This is a genomic window from Streptosporangium sp. NBC_01755 (assembly GCF_035917995.1).
Taxonomy (GTDB): domain Bacteria; phylum Actinomycetota; class Actinomycetes; order Streptosporangiales; family Streptosporangiaceae; genus Streptosporangium.
On the sequence record NZ_CP109131.1, the window covers coordinates 5,495,121 to 5,509,814 of the forward strand.

The following is a 14,694-nucleotide window of genomic DNA, read 5'->3' on the forward strand; positions in this document are numbered from 1 at the left end:
GTCTACTGGTTCAGGATCTCTTCGAGTTCCTTGTTGGCGTCGGCCAGCGCGGTGTCGACGTCCTTCTTACCCTCGATGACCGAGCGGGCCGCGCTCTGCAGGACCGCCTTGGTGTCGTTGGCCTCGGCCCAGTTGGTGTCGTTCGGGAAGCCCTTGGCGACCTTGAAGGTCTCGGCGAACGGCGCCTGCAGCGGGTCGGCCGCGTACTCGGTCAGGGCCTCCGGGTAGAGCGGCAGCAGGCCGCCCTCCTTGGCGTAGCGGGTGCCGAACTCCTTGCCGGCGGCCAGCTTGACGTACTCGGCGGACAGTTCGACGTTCTTGGTGTCCTTCCAGATGGCGATGTCGTTGCCGCCCTGGAAGGCCGGGGCCGGGCCGCTGCCGTCCTTGGCCGGGAGCGAGAAGAAGGCCATCTTGGCGTCGTCGACCTTGCCGCCGCTCTGCTCCTTGATGGTGGTGATGTCCCAGCCGCCGGTCACGTACATGCCGACCTTGCTGTTGGCGAAGCGGGTGGCGATGTCCACCGAGTTCTGGGTCAGCGCGGACTTACGGGAGACGCCGTGCTTGGTCACCAGGTCGGTGTAGTACTGGAAGCCCTCCTTGAAACCGGGCTCGGTCAGCTTGCCGACCCACTTGCCGCCCTCGAAGGCGGCGAAGTCGCCACCGGCCGACCAGACGAACGGGGAGAGCGACATGTTGGCGTCGGAGCCTCCGTTGAAGGCGAAGCCGTCGACGTCCTTGCCCTTGTCGGCGACGATCTTCTTGCCCGCCGCGACGAGGTCCTCCCAGGTCTTGGGCACCTCGATCTTCAGGTCCTCGAACCAGTCCTTGCGGTAGAGGACGGCGCGGGTGCCGCCACCCCACGGGGCGGCGTAGATCTTGCCGTCCACCGTCTCGTAGCCCCACAGGTTCTGCGGGATCTGCTGGAAGTCGGGGGCGGCCTTGACGATGTCGGTGATGTCGGTCAGCGCGTCCTGCGCCACCCAGGCGGCGACCTGGTCGTTGCCGAACTCGGTGACGTCGGGGCCCTCACCGCCGGCGAGCGCGGCGGTCCACTTGGCCTGCGCGTCGGGCCACGGCACCCACTGGAGGTTGACGTCGGCGCCGGTGGTCTCCTTGAACTTGGCGTTCAGGTCGCTCATGAGCTTGTTCTGCTTCTCGTCCGGAGCGCCGAGGCGCCAGACGGTCAGGCTCTGACCTGCGAACTTGGGCCCGGACGCGGCGGGAGCCGACGCGTCGGAACCGGCGGCCGGGGTGGCGGGCTCGCTGCTGCCACACGCGGCGAGACCCAGGGCGAGGGCGGCCGTGGTGGCCGTCGTGGTGGCGATTCTCGCGAACTTCACTGGAGTTCTCCCTTTCAGGCTTTCGCCGGGGTTTGCGCTCGTCTTGTTATGGCCGGGGTCCCCGCGACCCTCTGCACTCACTGGGAGCTGCCGGAACTTGTGGCAACCCGCGGTTCCGATCGCTTGCCTGCGGGCTGACTATGGCTAAACTAACAAGAAACTTTCTTAAAAGAAACGATCGTTAGCGGATCGTGACGGGGAGGACGGCCTTGTCCACACGCCCGGGGACACCCCGGTTGCTGCGCCAGCTCAACGACCGCGCGGCACTTGAGCTCCTGCTGTCCAGTGGCCCTCTCACCCGGGCTGAGCTGGGAGAACACACCGGGCTCTCCAAGGTGACCGCGGGGCAGTTGCTCGCCAGACTGGAGGAACGCGACCTGGTCGCGGTGGTCGGCGAGCAGGCCGGCGGGCGCGGCCCCAATGCGGCGCTCTACGGGGTGGTGCCCTCGTGCGCCTACGTGGTCGGGCTTGACGTGCTCCCCGACCGGATCAGCGCCGGGGTCGCAGACATCACCGGCACGCTCGTCGCCGAGGTCTCGGCCGACCCCAGCGGGCACGACGACCCGGTACGGCTGGTCCGCAGCGCGGTGAGCCAGGCGTGCGCGTCGGCGGGCATCGGGGTGGACCGGCTCCGGGCCTTCGTGATCGGCACCCGGGGCGTCGTCGACCCCGGCACCGGCGACGTGCGGTTCTCCTTCGACCTGCCCTCCTGGCACAACGGCGTGCTCGCCGAGCTCCGCCGTGACCTCGGCGTCCCGGTGACGATCGAGAACGACGTGAACCTGGCCGCGCTGGCCGAGCGTGCGCACGGCGCCGCGCTGGGCGTCGACGACTTCGTGCTCGTCTGGGCCGGGGTCGGCCAGGGCCTCGGCGTCATGCTGGGCGGGCGGTTGCACCGGGGCTTCACCGGCGGCGCCGGTGAGATCGGCTGGCTTCCCGTTCCCGGCGAGCCGCTCCCCACGGATGTGAGCGAGCCCCAGTCGGGCTCGTTCCAGCGCCTGGTCGGCGGCGACGCCGTGGCCGGGCTGGCCGGTGCCCACGGCATCGGCTCCGCCTCGGGGCCGTACGACCCCGACACGGACTCGGTGGGGGACCACGTCCGTACGGCCGTCGCGGAGGGCGCCGAGGCCTTTCTGGACGAGCTGGCCGGGCGGCTGGCGGTCGGCGTCGCCGCGGTCGCCGTGGTCCTGGACCCGGGATTGATCGTGCTCAGCGGCGATGTCGGCAGGGCAGGGGGGGACGCGCTCGCCACCAGGGTGCAGGATGCGGTGGCCCGGGTCTGCCCGAGCCAGCCCAGAGTCGTGGTCTCAAGGGTCAGGGGCAATCCCGTACTGCGCGGCGCGCTGGTGTCGGCGCTGCAGCAGGCTCGGGAGCAGGTGTTCTCCGACACCGTCTGACGTTCTTTCGCCCGGAGGACGCCGGCGGCCGATCAGTTCTCGATCTTCACGGGTTCCTTACCGGACGGCGACAGCGGACGACGACAGCGGCCGGGGGAGTTCCGGAGCGCCCCTCTGCCGGGCAGGCCGAAGTTGACGATCCGCCGACCGGTCCGTGATCCCCTCTGGAGGACAGGGGCTCCAGCAGGCAGGTATTTGGTGAAGAATTGCCGTCATGCGTGACATCGTGCTGATCTCCGACGTCCGAGTCGCCTCGATCCCCGTCGAGGAGTCCGGTGAGCCCTTGATAGACGTGCGGGGGCGGCTGGAGACGGACGGGCGGCTCGCCGACGCCGAGGGGGCCTTCGCCCACCTGCGGCTCGGACTGCTGGACCGGCTGGAGAAGGCGCAGGCGCAGCTTCCCGGGGGATACCGGCTGCTGGTCGTGGAAGGCTACCGGCCACCGGTGACCCAGAAAAAGATCTTCGATGACTACTCGGCGGAGTTGCGGGCGACATTTCCGGAAATGTCGCCCGCTGAGCTCCGGAGTGCGGCGAGCCGCTACGTCTCGCCCGTCGAGATCGCCCCGCACACCGCGGGAGCGGCGGTCGATCTGACCCTGTCCACCGAGGACGGGACCGAGCTCGACATGGGCACCCCGCTCAACGCCACCCCCGAGCAGAGCGGCGGCGCCTGCTACACCGAGGCCCCCGGCCTGTCCGCCGAGGCCCGGCACCACCGCAAGATCCTCGGCGCGGCCCTGGAGACGGCCGGCCTGGTCAACTACCCCACCGAGTGGTGGCACTGGTCCTACGGCGACCGCTACTGGGCCATGACCACCGGCGCCCCGGCCGCCCGCTACGGCCCGGTCTCCGTCTGACCCCGTACGGCATCGCCAGGTGGCGCGACTCCGTGCTTACGGGATCGTGCTGATCAACGAGTACGGCATCGACTCGCCCCGGAACAGCCCTTTCTTGCGGAGGCCGGGAGATGAGGTTCAGCGCACCTGCCGGGCCCAGGGCGCCGGTCGCCCGGCAAAGCCCAGGCCGGCGAACACCACCCGGCAGCCGGGGTCAGGAGGGCCGGTACGCACGACGTCCACGATCGCGTACACGGCCTCCACCACGTAACGCCGTCATCCCGCGATGAGGTGGATCCGGACGGTGTTGTCGTAGGGGACGACGAGGGTCCTGCTGTTCCCGGCGTAGACGCCGAAATGCCCGAAGCGCGCCGTCGTCGCCACATAGCCGAAGTAGAACAGCAGCGTGGTCACCACGGTGGTAGGCGCTATGACGTTGGCCACCGCCCCCAGGCGTTCCCGAATCTGGCTCCCCCATGGCGCCGCCGCGGCTCCGGATTCGGATTCGGATTCGGAAGTCTGGGTCACGTCTCGCTCTCGGTGGGTATCTCCTCCGTCGGGACGGCCTCCGTGGGCGGATCCTGTGGTTCTCCGGTATCGGGTGACTCCTCCGGGGTCGTGTTGTGGGGGGTGTCGGTCTCGGTCGGAACGTTTTCAGTGGGCGGATCCTGCGTCTCCTCGGTGTCGGGCGATTCCTCCGGGGTCGCGCCCTCGGGGGTGTTGTTCTCGGTGTCCGCTTGAAAGAGCGCGGGATATGTCATGTGGACGATCGCGGTGACGGGATGCTCGGCGGACGGGAAGTATTTCTCACCGAGCAGGGAGCAGGGGCGGGGAGTCTTCGAGGTGCATCGCGCCACCACTTCGATGTCGAGGAGTGCCGTCTAGGCGCCGAGGCCGGGCACTCTGACGATGCGGATGTTGCACGCATGTCGTGGAGACACCGACGCGGGCTCCAGCGTGATCCCGGGCGAGCAGGGGTTCACCGGGCCCGTCACGCCGAGAGTCTCGTCGTTCCAGGAGCTTCCGTCCGCAGGTGTATCGCACGGTTGATCCGGGATCTTTGCCTGCGTACCCCCTTGCATCATTATTGACCGGATTTGCACGGGAATGTCGGCATTGGTGTTAACCATTACCAGGCAGCCGCCCGTCGCGGAAAATCTCCCCTCGTTGTCTTTGTCCTGTGGGTAAACGTTGTTTAGGGTCGGACCGGGAATCCGGGCCGTGCCGGATCCCTCGAATCCGCCGCCCCCTCCTCCGTTGTCGGGTGAACGCGAGGATCGGGATGGTTCCGGAGTCGCGGAGGACCGTGAGGGTCTGTGGGATTGCGAGGGATCCAGGGGTTGCGAGGGATCCAGGGATTTCGGGGAGGTCGGGGAGTCCGAGGAATTCGGGGAGTCCTGGGGGTTGTCGGCGGCCGGGCCCGACGAGGACGCGGTGGGGGAGGTGTCGACGACGGCCCGGACAACGCCGTACCCGCCGATGACGACCAGCAGCACGGCCAAGGTGGCGAGAATGATGTGAGTTCTTCTGCGCACCGCCATTGAGGTGATCTCAGCAAGATCAATAAGGGCAGTTGCGATTCGATGCCTTCAAAGCGACGTCGGCAGACATGAATCGGGATGGATCGCGATGCCCCTGAAATAGGCGTGGAGCTTTCGGTAGAAGAGGTCTCACCACAAGCCGTCTTCAGTCCAGAAAGCCCCAGGTGATCACCTATCGTGCCACGCTCGACGTCCCTCGGGAGCTGGTTTGCCACCTCTCCCTGCTTCTGGCGGCCGAGCGCCGCCGACGGGGCACCCGCTCGGCCTCTCGGGCTCTGACCTGTTTCGAGCAGGCGGTGATGGGATTGCGCCGGCTTCGCGACCGCACCGACCGGGCCGCCCTCGGCCGCGACCACGGCGTCTCCCGCGCCACCGCCTATCGCTACATCGACGAGGTCATCGACGTCCTGGCCGACCAGGCACCCGACCTGCACCAGGCCTTGCGGCGCGCCGTCGACGAGGGTCTCACCCATCTGATCCTGGACGGCACCGTCATCGCCACCGACCGCTGCCGGGAGAAGACCATCAGCGTCAAAGGCGAGCCCATCGACCTGTGGTACTCCGGAAAGGCCCACCACCACGGCGGCAACATCCAGGCCCTGTCCGCGCCCTGCGGCCTGCCGCTGTGGGTGTCCGACGTCGAGCCCGGATCGGTCCATGATCTGACAGCCGCCCGCGAGCACGTCCTGGGGGCGCTGTACAAGGCCGCCGCCGACGGGCTGCCCACCTTGGCCGACTCCGGCTACGACGGCGCCGGCATCGGCATCCTCACACCGGTCAAACAACCGTCCGACGGCTGGTTCCTCGACGTCGACACCCGCACCCGCAACGCGCTCCTGCGCGCCCTGCGCTGCCTGGGAGAATGAGGCTTCGCCCTGCTCACACAACGTTGGCGCACCCTCCAGCGCATCACCGCCAGCCCCAGCAGAATCGGCGACATCGTCAAAGCCGTGCTTGTTCTCACCCATTTCGAACATGGCTACCTGACGTGAAAGTCGCTGAGATCACCTCACTGATTTCCTGGCATGCTCTTGTCCCTCTCACTCTTTCGAGCTGAGGTAAGCCATCCGATTCAAGGACATTCCTCCGAGTCCTTCCCGACTTCATCGGGGATACGAAAGAGCGCCTCGTGGCGCAATGATTGCCTTTCAAAATGAGGACGTAGTGGGCGTCCAACTGCTCGGTGATCAGGCGGGCGGTGGCCTTGGCGGTGTGCAGAGCGTCCAGAGTCAACACCGTCCCGGCCACCTCCAGCCGCGGCAGCAGCGTGCGGGCGGCCGGGCCCTCGCCCCGCTTGCCGGCGACCTGGCACTGTCCAAGGATCACCCCGTGCTCGTGGCTGATCGCCCCGACCAGAAAGACGCGCCCGCCCTGCTCGGTCCGGGCACCGCGACAGGCCTTGCCGTCCAGGGCGGCACCGGGCAGCAGCCCGCTGAGGTTCCCCCCGTACGACAGCCACCGATGGTGTGGGATGAGTGAGCTGCCGCCGGGATGCGCGGCGCTGCTCACGCTCGACGGGGCCGGGTGTATCGGGGATCTGCGGGATGGGCGCCGCCTGGCGTACGACATCGGCCACGTAGCCGCTGATCGCCGTGTCCAGCGCATCGTCGTCCACGTCGGCCGGGACCCGGCGGAAAGTTCGTTCGCTGGGCACGGTGAACCGGCCGGTGAACGGGTCACGGTAGGCACCCAGCCGCTCCAGCACCGCTTGCGAGGTCCGGGCGGCCCACTGCCGGATCGCCGCGACGCTGTCGCCGCCGACCACGAGCGTCGCGCACGCGGTCAACGTCAAGATGACCATCAGCGGATGCCGTAGCCCGCAGGCCGAACGCTGAGCGGGCACTGTCGCCAATCGGCCCAGCAACGCCGATTTCACCACGACCGGGTCGGCGGTCAGTTCGGTTTCCCACAACGCCAGGTCGGCGAGCCGGTCAAGACACGGGACGCAACAGGGGCTGGTCGGGGAAGATGGGGACACGAGCGCGACTCCTGCTGCGATCTTGGGTTTGGAGACCTGAAAGATCACCAGAAGTCGCGCTCTTTCGCATGCCACCTGCCGAAACCCTCAACCGCGCCATACCGCATCAGAACTCAAGAACGCCGGGGCACTGGGGTCGAAGGTCAAAAGCGCGCCGAGGACCGTGCAGTGGCCCCAGACCGCTCATCGGTACGGGTCCGCCGCGGTGCGGAAGGATCCGGGGCCGCTCCTCACCGCCGCCTCGCGCGGCGCTCTCGCCGCGCGGCGCTCTCGTCGCGCGGGGTACGAAGGTCCGCGGGGCGTCCGGTCATGGGCCGCCCCCGGCCGGGGGCGGGGACGAATCGGGCCTTCCACCACGAAAAGCGGCCCACCCCGAGGGGCGGGGAGTGGCGCCTTCCTTGATCTGGGTGAATCCGCACGCCCCCAGCGTGCCAACTCATCCAGATCATGGAAAATCCCCGATCGTCACCACCACGGCCCCGCCTCCACGCCCGCCATGACCCGCTTTGCCCCCTCCCGGAGCTCCACCGGCCCGCCCCCGGTCACCCACACCCGCCCAACGCCCGCCACCACCCCGCACGAGGCGTTACCGGTGCGCGGCCCCCAACCACTCCACCGCCCTCGCCGCGCTTTTGACCTTCCACCCCGCACGACGCGTTACCGGTGCGCGGCCCCCAACCACTCCACCACCCCCGCCGCGCTTTTCCCCACGGACGACGCCGCGCTTTTCAACGGCGATCAGCCAGGCCCGACGCGGGTACCGATCTCAAACACTCGTACACCACCTGCGCGGACGCGACCTCTCTTCGGCGGCCAAGGTGCCGCCTTAGCCCCATAACCCGAGAAAGGCCCCCAGTCTCCTGCAGTGCCCCGGCGTTCCTGAGTTCCGATGCGGTATGGCGCGGTTGAGGGTTTCGGCAGGTGGAATGCAAAAGAGCGCAACTTCTGGCGATCTTTCAGGTCTCCAATCCGAAGATCGTCAATCGACGACGATCACGGGCACGACCGCACCGAACGCCGGACCATCCGCACTGTGCAGGCCAACGACACGCTGTTCCCCGGCGCCCGACAGACCTTCCGGCTCCGCCGCGACGTCGGTGACCTGGACGGCGCCCGGACCGACAAAGAGATCATGTACGGCATCACCGGTCTGCCCGCCGACATGGCCGGGCCCACTCACCTCAACCATTACGAGCGGGCGCACCGGTCGGTGGAAAACCGTCTCCACCGGGTCCGGAACGTAACCTTCCAGGAAGATCACTCCCAGCTCGGGACAGGTACCGCGCCCGGAGCCCTGGCCGGCTTCCGCAATCTGGCGATCAGCGCCATGCGTCTGGCCGATCGAGCCAACATCGCCCACGCTCGCCGCGACCTCCTCGACCACGATGCCGCATTCGCCGTCTACAACATCTGATCAACATGCCGGAACTGGACATAACGAATCAACGCCGGGGCCCTAATCCCGAGGGCGGCTGAAAGCGTTCGGCGCCGAAGACGGCTGACGGTGCACGACGCCGAGGGCGCCCGACTGTCAGCCGATGGTCGGTGAGCTGTCAGCGCTCTCCCCGAAGTTCGTGACCATGCAGAACAGCACGGTCCTCATCTCCGGTGCGAGCATCGCCGGACCCGCGCTCGCCTACTGGCTGAGCCGCTCCGGCCACACCGTCACCGTCGTCGAGAAGGCGCCCGTGCTCCGTCCCGGCGGCCAGGGACTTCAAGGGCGAGACCCACCGCGTCGTGCTGGAGCGGATGGGAATCCTCCGGGAGGTGCGGCGGTGCCAGACCGGCGGGATCGACCAGACCATCGTCGACGCGGACGGCAGGCGGCTGGCGGTCATGCCCGGCGAGTTCACCGGCGGCGACATCGAGATCCTCCGTGGTGACCTCGCCGCCCTGCTCGGCCGTGGGAAACATCGGTACAGCCGTTGGTGCTGAGAACGATCATTGTCCGGCTGTAGCCGGAAGGGCCCCGTTCTCCGTTCTGGCCCATGAGGACGAGGAAAAGGCTCTTCAGAGCAGCCAACCCTCCGGCGCGCCGGATCGTCGCCCCGTCCGCATGCGCGTACGCGTCGAAGAATCGTGAGGCCGTGCCCGGGGGAAGGAGCACCCACGCGGTGGCGAGGTCCCACGCCGGATCGTCGGCGAACATGTCACCGAAATCGATCACGCCCGAGAGTGTGCCGTCCGAGACGACGACATCCGCGGGATGGAGGTCACCGTGCAGCCACACTGGCGGGCCCTCCCACTCGGGGGCTGCAACGGCAGCGTCCCAGACGGCCCGGACACCGGCGGCGATGCCGCCGAGGGCAACGGCTTGCAAGAACGTGTTGAAGCTGTCCGTGCAGTTCTTGGGGTGAGCAGCGCGGTCCGAACTGGTCGGCGCTTCGGCGGGCGCCTCCACATGGAGCGCCCTGAGGAAGCCCGCCAGAGTGTCGGCCGCGTGGGTCGCCGCGGCTGATCGAGGTGCAGTCGAGTGGCTCGCCGGGAACCCACGTCATGATGGTCCAAGGCCTCGGGAAGCGCGTCGAAGGTTCACCGATCCGCACAGGGATCGGGACTGGGAGCGGAAGGCGCTGGGGCTGGCGGGAGCAGGTGCTGCCGGAGTTGGTCTGCCGATCCGCGAAGCCGATGCAGGAGCTCCGGCTGAGCCCGACCACGCGGTCCCAGTTCCGGTAAATACGTTGCGGGGTCCGGAACCGGCGGGCATGCTGGGTCGATCGAGCGGCGGCGAACGCTGCCTGGACTAAGGAGGGCTGACGGATGGCCATCACTGCGCTGCGGCACGTCCGCATCAGTCCCACCTCTTTGTTCAGGAGCACACCCGTTGTCTTCCGAGTACGAACTCTCTGATACCTACTTCGACCTCGACTCCCGCCGGTCCGAATTCACCGGTGACGAGTCCCAGCCAGATCCGGCCGCAGCCTTCGTCTTCAAGTTCCATTCGGTCGATGAGGAGCTGGGCCCGGATCAGCGGTGGTCCACCTGGCTGGACGTCGAGCGCGGCTCTCGCGGCCCGGAACCACGACCCTCGTGGGTCGTCACGGAACAGGCTGCGATCGATACTGAGCTCGGCGTCCTCAAAACCGGTAAGGAAGCCGACGTCTTCCTGCTCGAACGGGCCGTCGAAGCCATCGGCGACACCCCGGCGAAGTCCTCGCTGCTGGCTGCGAAACGGTACCGCACCGAGGAGCACCGGTCCTTCCACCGCAGTACGTCGTACGTTGAAGGCCGCCGTACCCGCAACAGCCGCGACAGCCGGGCGATGGCGAAGAAGACCTCGCACGGCCGCAGTGTCGCGGCCGGTCAGTGGGCATACGCCGAATGGGACGCCCTCAACCGGTTGTGGAAGGCCGGCGTCCCGGTGCCGTATCCCTTGCAGGTGGACGGCACCGAGCTGCTGATGGAGTTCATCGACGACGGCGAGGGCGGTGCCGCGCCCCGGCTCGCCCAGGTCCGGCCGTCGAAGGAGCTGCTCGGCGTGTACTTCGAGCAGCTCCGCAACGGCATGCGTGAACTGGCCCGCGCGGGGCTCGCGCACGGCGACCTTTCGCAGTACAACGTCCTCGCGCAGGCCGAGCGGATCGTGATGATCGACCTGCCCCAGGTCGTCGACATCGTCGGCAACCCGAAGGGCATGGACTTCCTGATGCGCGACTGCCACAACATGGCCACGTGGTTCACGAACCGCGGGCTTGAGATCGACGAACAGGAGCTGTTCGCCGACCTGCTCGCGATGGTGTTCTGATCGCCTTCTGCAGAACGCGGTCCCTGTTCACGCGGTTGCGGGCCAGGTCCTCCAACACCCCGTACGTCCCCGTCTCCACCCCGGGCATCGACGCGCGCCAGAACCGCTGGTCGTCAAGGTCGCGGAAGCGCGGGGAGAAGTTGTAGCCCAGGATCTTGAACAGGCCGAACACCATGTCGGAGTTTATATGGACACTGTCAAGGGCTGTCGCCTGCTCATGCCGACCGATCGCCATCACTTCGGTGCCCGCCTGCCAGGCTGGGGGCGATCGCCGCGCAACGCCTCCTTCGTCGGCGCTGCGCATCGGGCACGCGGTGGGCTGTGCAATGGACTGAGCGGCTCGCCCAGTCCGTCGACGTGCATGATGACCTTCCTGAAGAGTTGCTGTCACCCGGATCGGTGGGCTCGCCGAGGTCGGTGAGCAGGCCGGTGAGACGGCGGGCCACGGCGGTGTGCCGTTCGATCTCGCGGGTCCAACCGCGTTCGTTGGCGTCCTGGACGAGTTGCTGCTCGACCTCCAACCGGGCTCGCAGGCGCGGGGCGTAGTCGGGAGTGGTGACGAACTTGGCGCAGGTCAGATAGAGGTCGCACTCGCAGGGGCCTTCGGCGGGTAGGCGCAGGCAGTGGCCGAGTTCGAGTTCGGTCTTGAGGAAGTTGCTCTTCAGCCAGTCAACGGCCTCAGCCGGCAGCGTCCCGGACTTCAGCTCCTCAGCGGCAGGGCCCGCAATGACGGCGCCGGGTTCGAGGACGGACTTGTAGTCACGCAGCACTTCGCGATCGCTGACCTGGGCATAGACCAATGCCATAGAGACCGAGGAGTGGCCAAGGAGCTTCATGATGGTGTGCAACTTGGCGCCGCGTTCGGCGAGCTGGGTTCCGACGGTGTGCCGGAATCTGTGCGCCGAGACGGTGCCGCGCTGTTTGCCGTTCCAGCCACCCGGGCCGACCAGCCCGACGGCCTTGCTTGCCTTCTGCAGCGGATCCTCGAACAGGTAGGTGCTGGAGATGAGCTTGCCGTGGCGGACGAACAGGTAGCGGATCTGCTCGCCGGTGCGCTCGTCGGTGAGCGGGCGGTCGCGTCCTTGTTTACGAAGGTCGATGACCTTCTGGAGCGCGCCGGCGGCGTCCTGGTGGAGCGGCACCATCCGTTCCTTATAAGTCTTGCGGGCAGGGAGACGCAGCCGAGGCGTCCCGTCGGGGTAGCGGTCCAGGCAGTCGATGGGGAGCCGACGTATCTCATCCCGGCGAGCCCCGGACCAGCGGACCGCCAACAGCGCGGCGCGCTGGAACGGGCAGGTGAGCTCGTCGATGACCGGCATCAGCTGATCGAGCTCGTGGCCGGGGATGAATCGCGGTACCCGCTGCGGCGCTTTGGGAGCGTCACCAACGCTGATGAGGGCGTAGCCTGGGACGTCGTCGTACTCCCAGGCAGCGGTCTCCCGGAACAGCTGGGACAGCCCCGAGACGCGCTGCTTGCGGGAGATCACGCCCAGCGGCTTGCCGGTCACCTTCGACGGCGAGTCGGCCAGATACTCGATCCACTCCAGGCAGTGGTCCCTGGTCACCTCCGTCCAGGAGATGATGCCGGGGTGGCGCTCAGTGAGCCAGTCGCCGAAGTTGCGGATCGCCAGCTCCAGCTGCTCGGTCGTCGAGGGGGCATCGGTCAGCCGCCGCGCGGCCAGCCACCTCTGGGCGACCGCCTGCATCCGGGGCGGTAGTGCCAGCGGCGGCTTGCGGTCGGGCATCTTCTTGCGTGGCCGGGTGGGGACCTGGCCGCGGTGGAAGAGCACGACGTGGAGCTGATGCAGGTGGGTGACCCACATTTTCTGGGCGTTGTCGCGGTATTTCTGCGCCGAGGGATAGAAGAAGCGCAGGTCGTCGCGTTCGCTAAACAGGCGGACGGCTTCCAGCGCCTCGTTAATGTGCTCCTCGGTGATCCCGTCGGCGTGCAGGATGCCCGTGCGCAACGCGATGCGGGCGACGGTCCAGGTCATCGCCTGCCGCGCTGATTCGCGGTGGAAACCGAGCGTGACGGCTTCCTCGACCAGGGCCTCGACGCCCATGTCGATGCCCAGCGCCGCGGCGGTGTCGACGACGCGCAGCTGGCCGGCTGCGAGGGTAAAGGGGTAGTCGAGCGTGGTGTAGCCGTGCAGTGCGAGGTAGATCAGGTATCGGCGGGCGCGGAACGACAGTGGGCAGGACGGCTGATGGCTCGGTTCCCCAGGCAGGCGGCCGACCCGTTCCACCAACGGTTCGTCGAACCAGTCGGCCAACGTCGGCCACCTGTTGGTGAAGGCCCGATAGAAGCGCAGCCTCGCCCTCAGATACTGCGGGTGCAGGCCATGATCGTGTAGATGATCGACATAGTGCGCCACCGGACAGTGCGTTGGGCTGGGGCGCTCGACCTTCGGCGCGGACGCTGCCAGAGCGGCGGCCGACACGTGACCGGCGCTCACCGTGTCTCGCCCACGCCCAGGCCGGACTCGCCCTGGCCGAGGGCGCGGTTGTAGTCGGCGACCACCTCGGGGTCGGAGACCCGGGTATAGATCCGCAGCGACTCCGGCGAGGCGTGGCCAAGCCTTTTTTGCAAGGTCAGCTCCCGCATCCCGTCTTCCCACATGCGCGTGGCGTGTGTATGGCGGCAGGCGTGCGGGGTCACCCACGGCTGGCGGATCCCAGCCTTGGCGGCCGCTCGGGAGAACATCCGCACCAGCCCGTCATAGCTGAGCGCCTCCAGCCTCCGCATCCCGCCCCCGCCGATGAGGAACACCAGCGGGCTGTCAGAGTCGGCGGGACGCTCCTGCATCACATAGGCGCTCAGCATCGCCAGCGTCTCTGGTTCGTGCAGGTCGACCACCCGCTCGAACCGGGACTTGGAACGGGCGCCCTTGGGATGGTCGGTCCTGTGGCGTACGATCACGCGCCGACGGCCGTAGGCGATGTCCTCCAGGTGCAGGCTCAAAACTTCCCCAGGACGCAGGCCGCCTTGGAGCATCAGCAGCACGATGCCCCGGTCACGCAGCCGCTTGAGCTGCGCTAACAGCGCTTTGACCTGGTCCTCGTCCAGCGGCCGCGGGATCCGCTGCACGGTTTTGACGCGCACGCTGCGGCGGATCGGCTTCTGTCGACTGGCCCGGCCCATGAACGGGCGGTGTCGTTCCGAGACCCGCTGCAGAGCCGGGTCGGGCCGCTTCTCAATCGGGTTCGCCCGGTCGAACTGCCCGGCCATGATGACGTACTCATAGAAGGAGGAGATGGCGGCCAGGACGCGGTTCACGGTGGTCGGCGCCAATTTCGTGCCCGGCCCGTCCTCATCGACGGTGGCGACGGTCAACGTCATCCGCTGCCGAGGCCTGCGTGAAGGGACGGACCGCAAGTGCTCCAGCAACCGCAGCGCCTGCGGAGCGGCGAACTCTTGCCAGGTCAGGCCCTCGCGGTCGAAGAAGCACCACAGGTGCCGAAGGTCGTGGGCGTAGGCGACGAGTGTGTTGGGCGAGTAGTCCCGGGCCGCCAGCGACCGCAGGAAGCTCGAGACGATCTCGACTGGCTCACCAGCCTCGTCGAGCAGTTCGACCCGGACTGTCCCGTTCTCCAAACGCTGCTTCCGGACCCGCATCGACACCTCCAGGGATGAGGTCCCACACGGCTGGCGAACTGGCTGAATCCAGTTACTAGTTGGGCTTGTGGGACGAGAGGTGTCCATGTAACAACATAGGAGGCGTTGTCGGTGGCCACCATCTCCGGCTTCACCCCGCCGTCCAGGTTCAGCAGTGCGTCCAGGATGTGCAGGGAGTCGCGCGGGGTGCCGGGCACGACCATCTGCCCGATGCCCGCGACCTGGTCGTTTACTGGGGA

Annotated in this window: 14 protein-coding genes and 3 pseudogenes; 6 read left to right on the forward strand and 11 right to left on the reverse strand. The window is 67.8% G+C overall.

Going from position 1 to position 14,694, the window contains the following annotated elements; translation table 11 throughout:
- Positions 1–2: 2 nt before the first annotated feature.
- The gene (locus OG884_RS26145; RefSeq protein ID WP_326637155.1) at positions 3–1,340 is read right to left on the reverse strand and encodes an extracellular solute-binding protein; all 1,338 of its coding nucleotides are present in this window, start codon (positions 1,338–1,340) and stop codon (positions 3–5) included.
- Positions 1,341–1,549: 209 nt separating this feature from the next.
- Here OG884_RS26145 and OG884_RS26150 point away from each other — a divergent pair, with 209 nt between their 5' ends.
- A complete protein-coding gene (locus OG884_RS26150) occupies positions 1,550–2,737 on the forward strand; it encodes an ROK family transcriptional regulator (protein ID WP_326637157.1) in 1,188 nt (395 codons plus the stop codon).
- A 214-nt stretch (positions 2,738–2,951) separates the two neighbouring features.
- Positions 2,952–3,596 (forward strand): M15 family metallopeptidase, encoded by a 645-nt coding sequence (locus OG884_RS26155; protein WP_326637158.1) that lies wholly within the window; start codon positions 2,952–2,954, stop codon positions 3,594–3,596.
- Positions 3,597–3,851: 255 nt separating this feature from the next.
- Here the strand turns inward: OG884_RS26155 and OG884_RS26160 are convergent, their stop codons facing one another.
- Together OG884_RS26160 and OG884_RS26165 are read right to left on the reverse strand one after the other, a co-directional pair.
- Positions 3,852–4,019, reverse strand: a complete 168-nt coding sequence (locus tag OG884_RS26160; RefSeq protein WP_326637160.1) for a hypothetical protein — start codon at positions 4,017–4,019, stop codon at positions 3,852–3,854.
- 80 nt (positions 4,020–4,099) lie between these two features.
- A complete protein-coding gene (locus OG884_RS26165) occupies positions 4,100–4,432 on the reverse strand; it encodes a hypothetical protein (RefSeq protein WP_326637162.1) in 333 nt (110 codons plus the stop codon).
- A 400-nt stretch (positions 4,433–4,832) separates the two neighbouring features.
- Between OG884_RS26165 and OG884_RS26170 the strand changes: the two genes are divergently transcribed.
- Entirely contained in the window at positions 4,833–5,096 is a 264-nt protein-coding gene (locus tag OG884_RS26170; protein WP_326637164.1) for a hypothetical protein, read from the forward strand.
- A 184-nt stretch (positions 5,097–5,280) separates the two neighbouring features.
- Positions 5,281–6,108: pseudogene (locus OG884_RS26175) on the forward strand (transposase family protein).
- On the opposite strand, the gene OG884_RS37630 reads toward OG884_RS26175, so the two are convergent.
- Both OG884_RS37630 and OG884_RS37635 read right to left on the reverse strand, forming a co-directional pair.
- Complete coding sequence (locus tag OG884_RS37630; RefSeq protein WP_442811530.1) at positions 6,077–6,721, reverse strand: ISAs1 family transposase; 645 nt, start codon at positions 6,719–6,721, stop codon at positions 6,077–6,079. The pseudogene OG884_RS26175 and the gene OG884_RS37630 overlap by 32 nt on opposite strands.
- Positions 6,705–7,169, reverse strand: a pseudogene (locus OG884_RS37635) (transposase family protein); the annotation flags it as partial. The gene OG884_RS37630 and the pseudogene OG884_RS37635, both read right to left, overlap by 17 nt.
- A gap of 814 nt (positions 7,170–7,983) precedes the next feature.
- On the opposite strand from OG884_RS37635, the gene OG884_RS26185 reads away from it, so the two are divergent.
- Complete coding sequence (locus tag OG884_RS26185) at positions 7,984–8,508, forward strand: hypothetical protein (RefSeq protein ID WP_326637168.1); 525 nt, start codon at positions 7,984–7,986, stop codon at positions 8,506–8,508.
- A 139-nt stretch (positions 8,509–8,647) separates the two neighbouring features.
- Here the strand turns inward: OG884_RS26185 and OG884_RS37640 are convergent, their stop codons facing one another.
- Positions 8,648–8,959, reverse strand: a complete 312-nt coding sequence (locus OG884_RS37640) for a hypothetical protein (RefSeq protein ID WP_442811531.1) — start codon at positions 8,957–8,959, stop codon at positions 8,648–8,650.
- Positions 8,944–9,495, reverse strand: a complete 552-nt coding sequence (locus OG884_RS26200) for a phosphotransferase (protein WP_326637170.1) — start codon at positions 9,493–9,495, stop codon at positions 8,944–8,946. The genes OG884_RS37640 and OG884_RS26200 overlap by 16 nt, the downstream gene beginning before the upstream one ends.
- 423 nt (positions 9,496–9,918) lie before the next feature.
- Here OG884_RS26200 and OG884_RS26205 point away from each other — a divergent pair, with 423 nt between their 5' ends.
- Complete coding sequence (locus OG884_RS26205; RefSeq protein ID WP_326637172.1) at positions 9,919–10,839, forward strand: serine protein kinase RIO; 921 nt, start codon at positions 9,919–9,921, stop codon at positions 10,837–10,839.
- Here the strand turns inward: OG884_RS26205 and OG884_RS26210 are convergent.
- The 4 genes and pseudogenes from OG884_RS26210 to OG884_RS37645 form a co-directional block, all read right to left on the reverse strand.
- Positions 10,772–11,143 (reverse strand): Tn3 family transposase, encoded by a 372-nt coding sequence (locus OG884_RS26210; RefSeq protein WP_326637174.1) that lies wholly within the window; start codon positions 11,141–11,143, stop codon positions 10,772–10,774. The genes OG884_RS26205 and OG884_RS26210 overlap by 68 nt on opposite strands.
- Positions 11,055–13,214 carry a site-specific integrase gene (locus OG884_RS26215; protein ID WP_326637176.1) on the reverse strand — a complete coding sequence of 720 codons (2,160 nt, stop codon included), beginning with the start codon at positions 13,212–13,214 and terminating at the stop codon, positions 11,055–11,057. The genes OG884_RS26210 and OG884_RS26215 overlap by 89 nt, the downstream gene beginning before the upstream one ends.
- 77 nt (positions 13,215–13,291) lie before the next feature.
- A complete protein-coding gene (locus OG884_RS26220) occupies positions 13,292–14,455 on the reverse strand; it encodes a tyrosine-type recombinase/integrase (protein WP_326637177.1) in 1,164 nt (387 codons plus the stop codon).
- Positions 14,413–14,688: pseudogene (locus tag OG884_RS37645) on the reverse strand (Tn3 family transposase); the annotation flags it as partial. The gene OG884_RS26220 and the pseudogene OG884_RS37645, both read right to left, overlap by 43 nt.
- Between the last annotated feature and the right edge of the window lie 6 nt (positions 14,689–14,694).

What these genes read in the sequence shown, in the direction of transcription:
- OG884_RS26155 (WP_326637158.1), top strand. Translation starts at nt 2,952, where the DNA reads ATGCGTGACATCGTGCTGATCTCCGACGTCCGAGTCGCCTCGATCCCC.
- OG884_RS37630 (WP_442811530.1), bottom strand. Translation starts at nt 6,721, where the DNA reads ATGCGCTGGACACGGCGATCAGCGGCTACGTGGCCGATGTCGTACGCC.
- OG884_RS26185 (WP_326637168.1), top strand. Translation starts at nt 7,984, where the DNA reads ATGCGGTATGGCGCGGTTGAGGGTTTCGGCAGGTGGAATGCAAAAGAG.
- OG884_RS37640 (WP_442811531.1), bottom strand. Translation starts at nt 8,959, where the DNA reads ATGTCGCCGCCGGTGAACTCGCCGGGCATGACCGCCAGCCGCCTGCCG.
- OG884_RS26210 (WP_326637174.1), bottom strand. Translation starts at nt 11,143, where the DNA reads ATGCGCAGCGCCGACGAAGGAGGCGTTGCGCGGCGATCGCCCCCAGCC.
- OG884_RS26220 (WP_326637177.1), bottom strand. Translation starts at nt 14,455, where the DNA reads ATGCGGGTCCGGAAGCAGCGTTTGGAGAACGGGACAGTCCGGGTCGAA.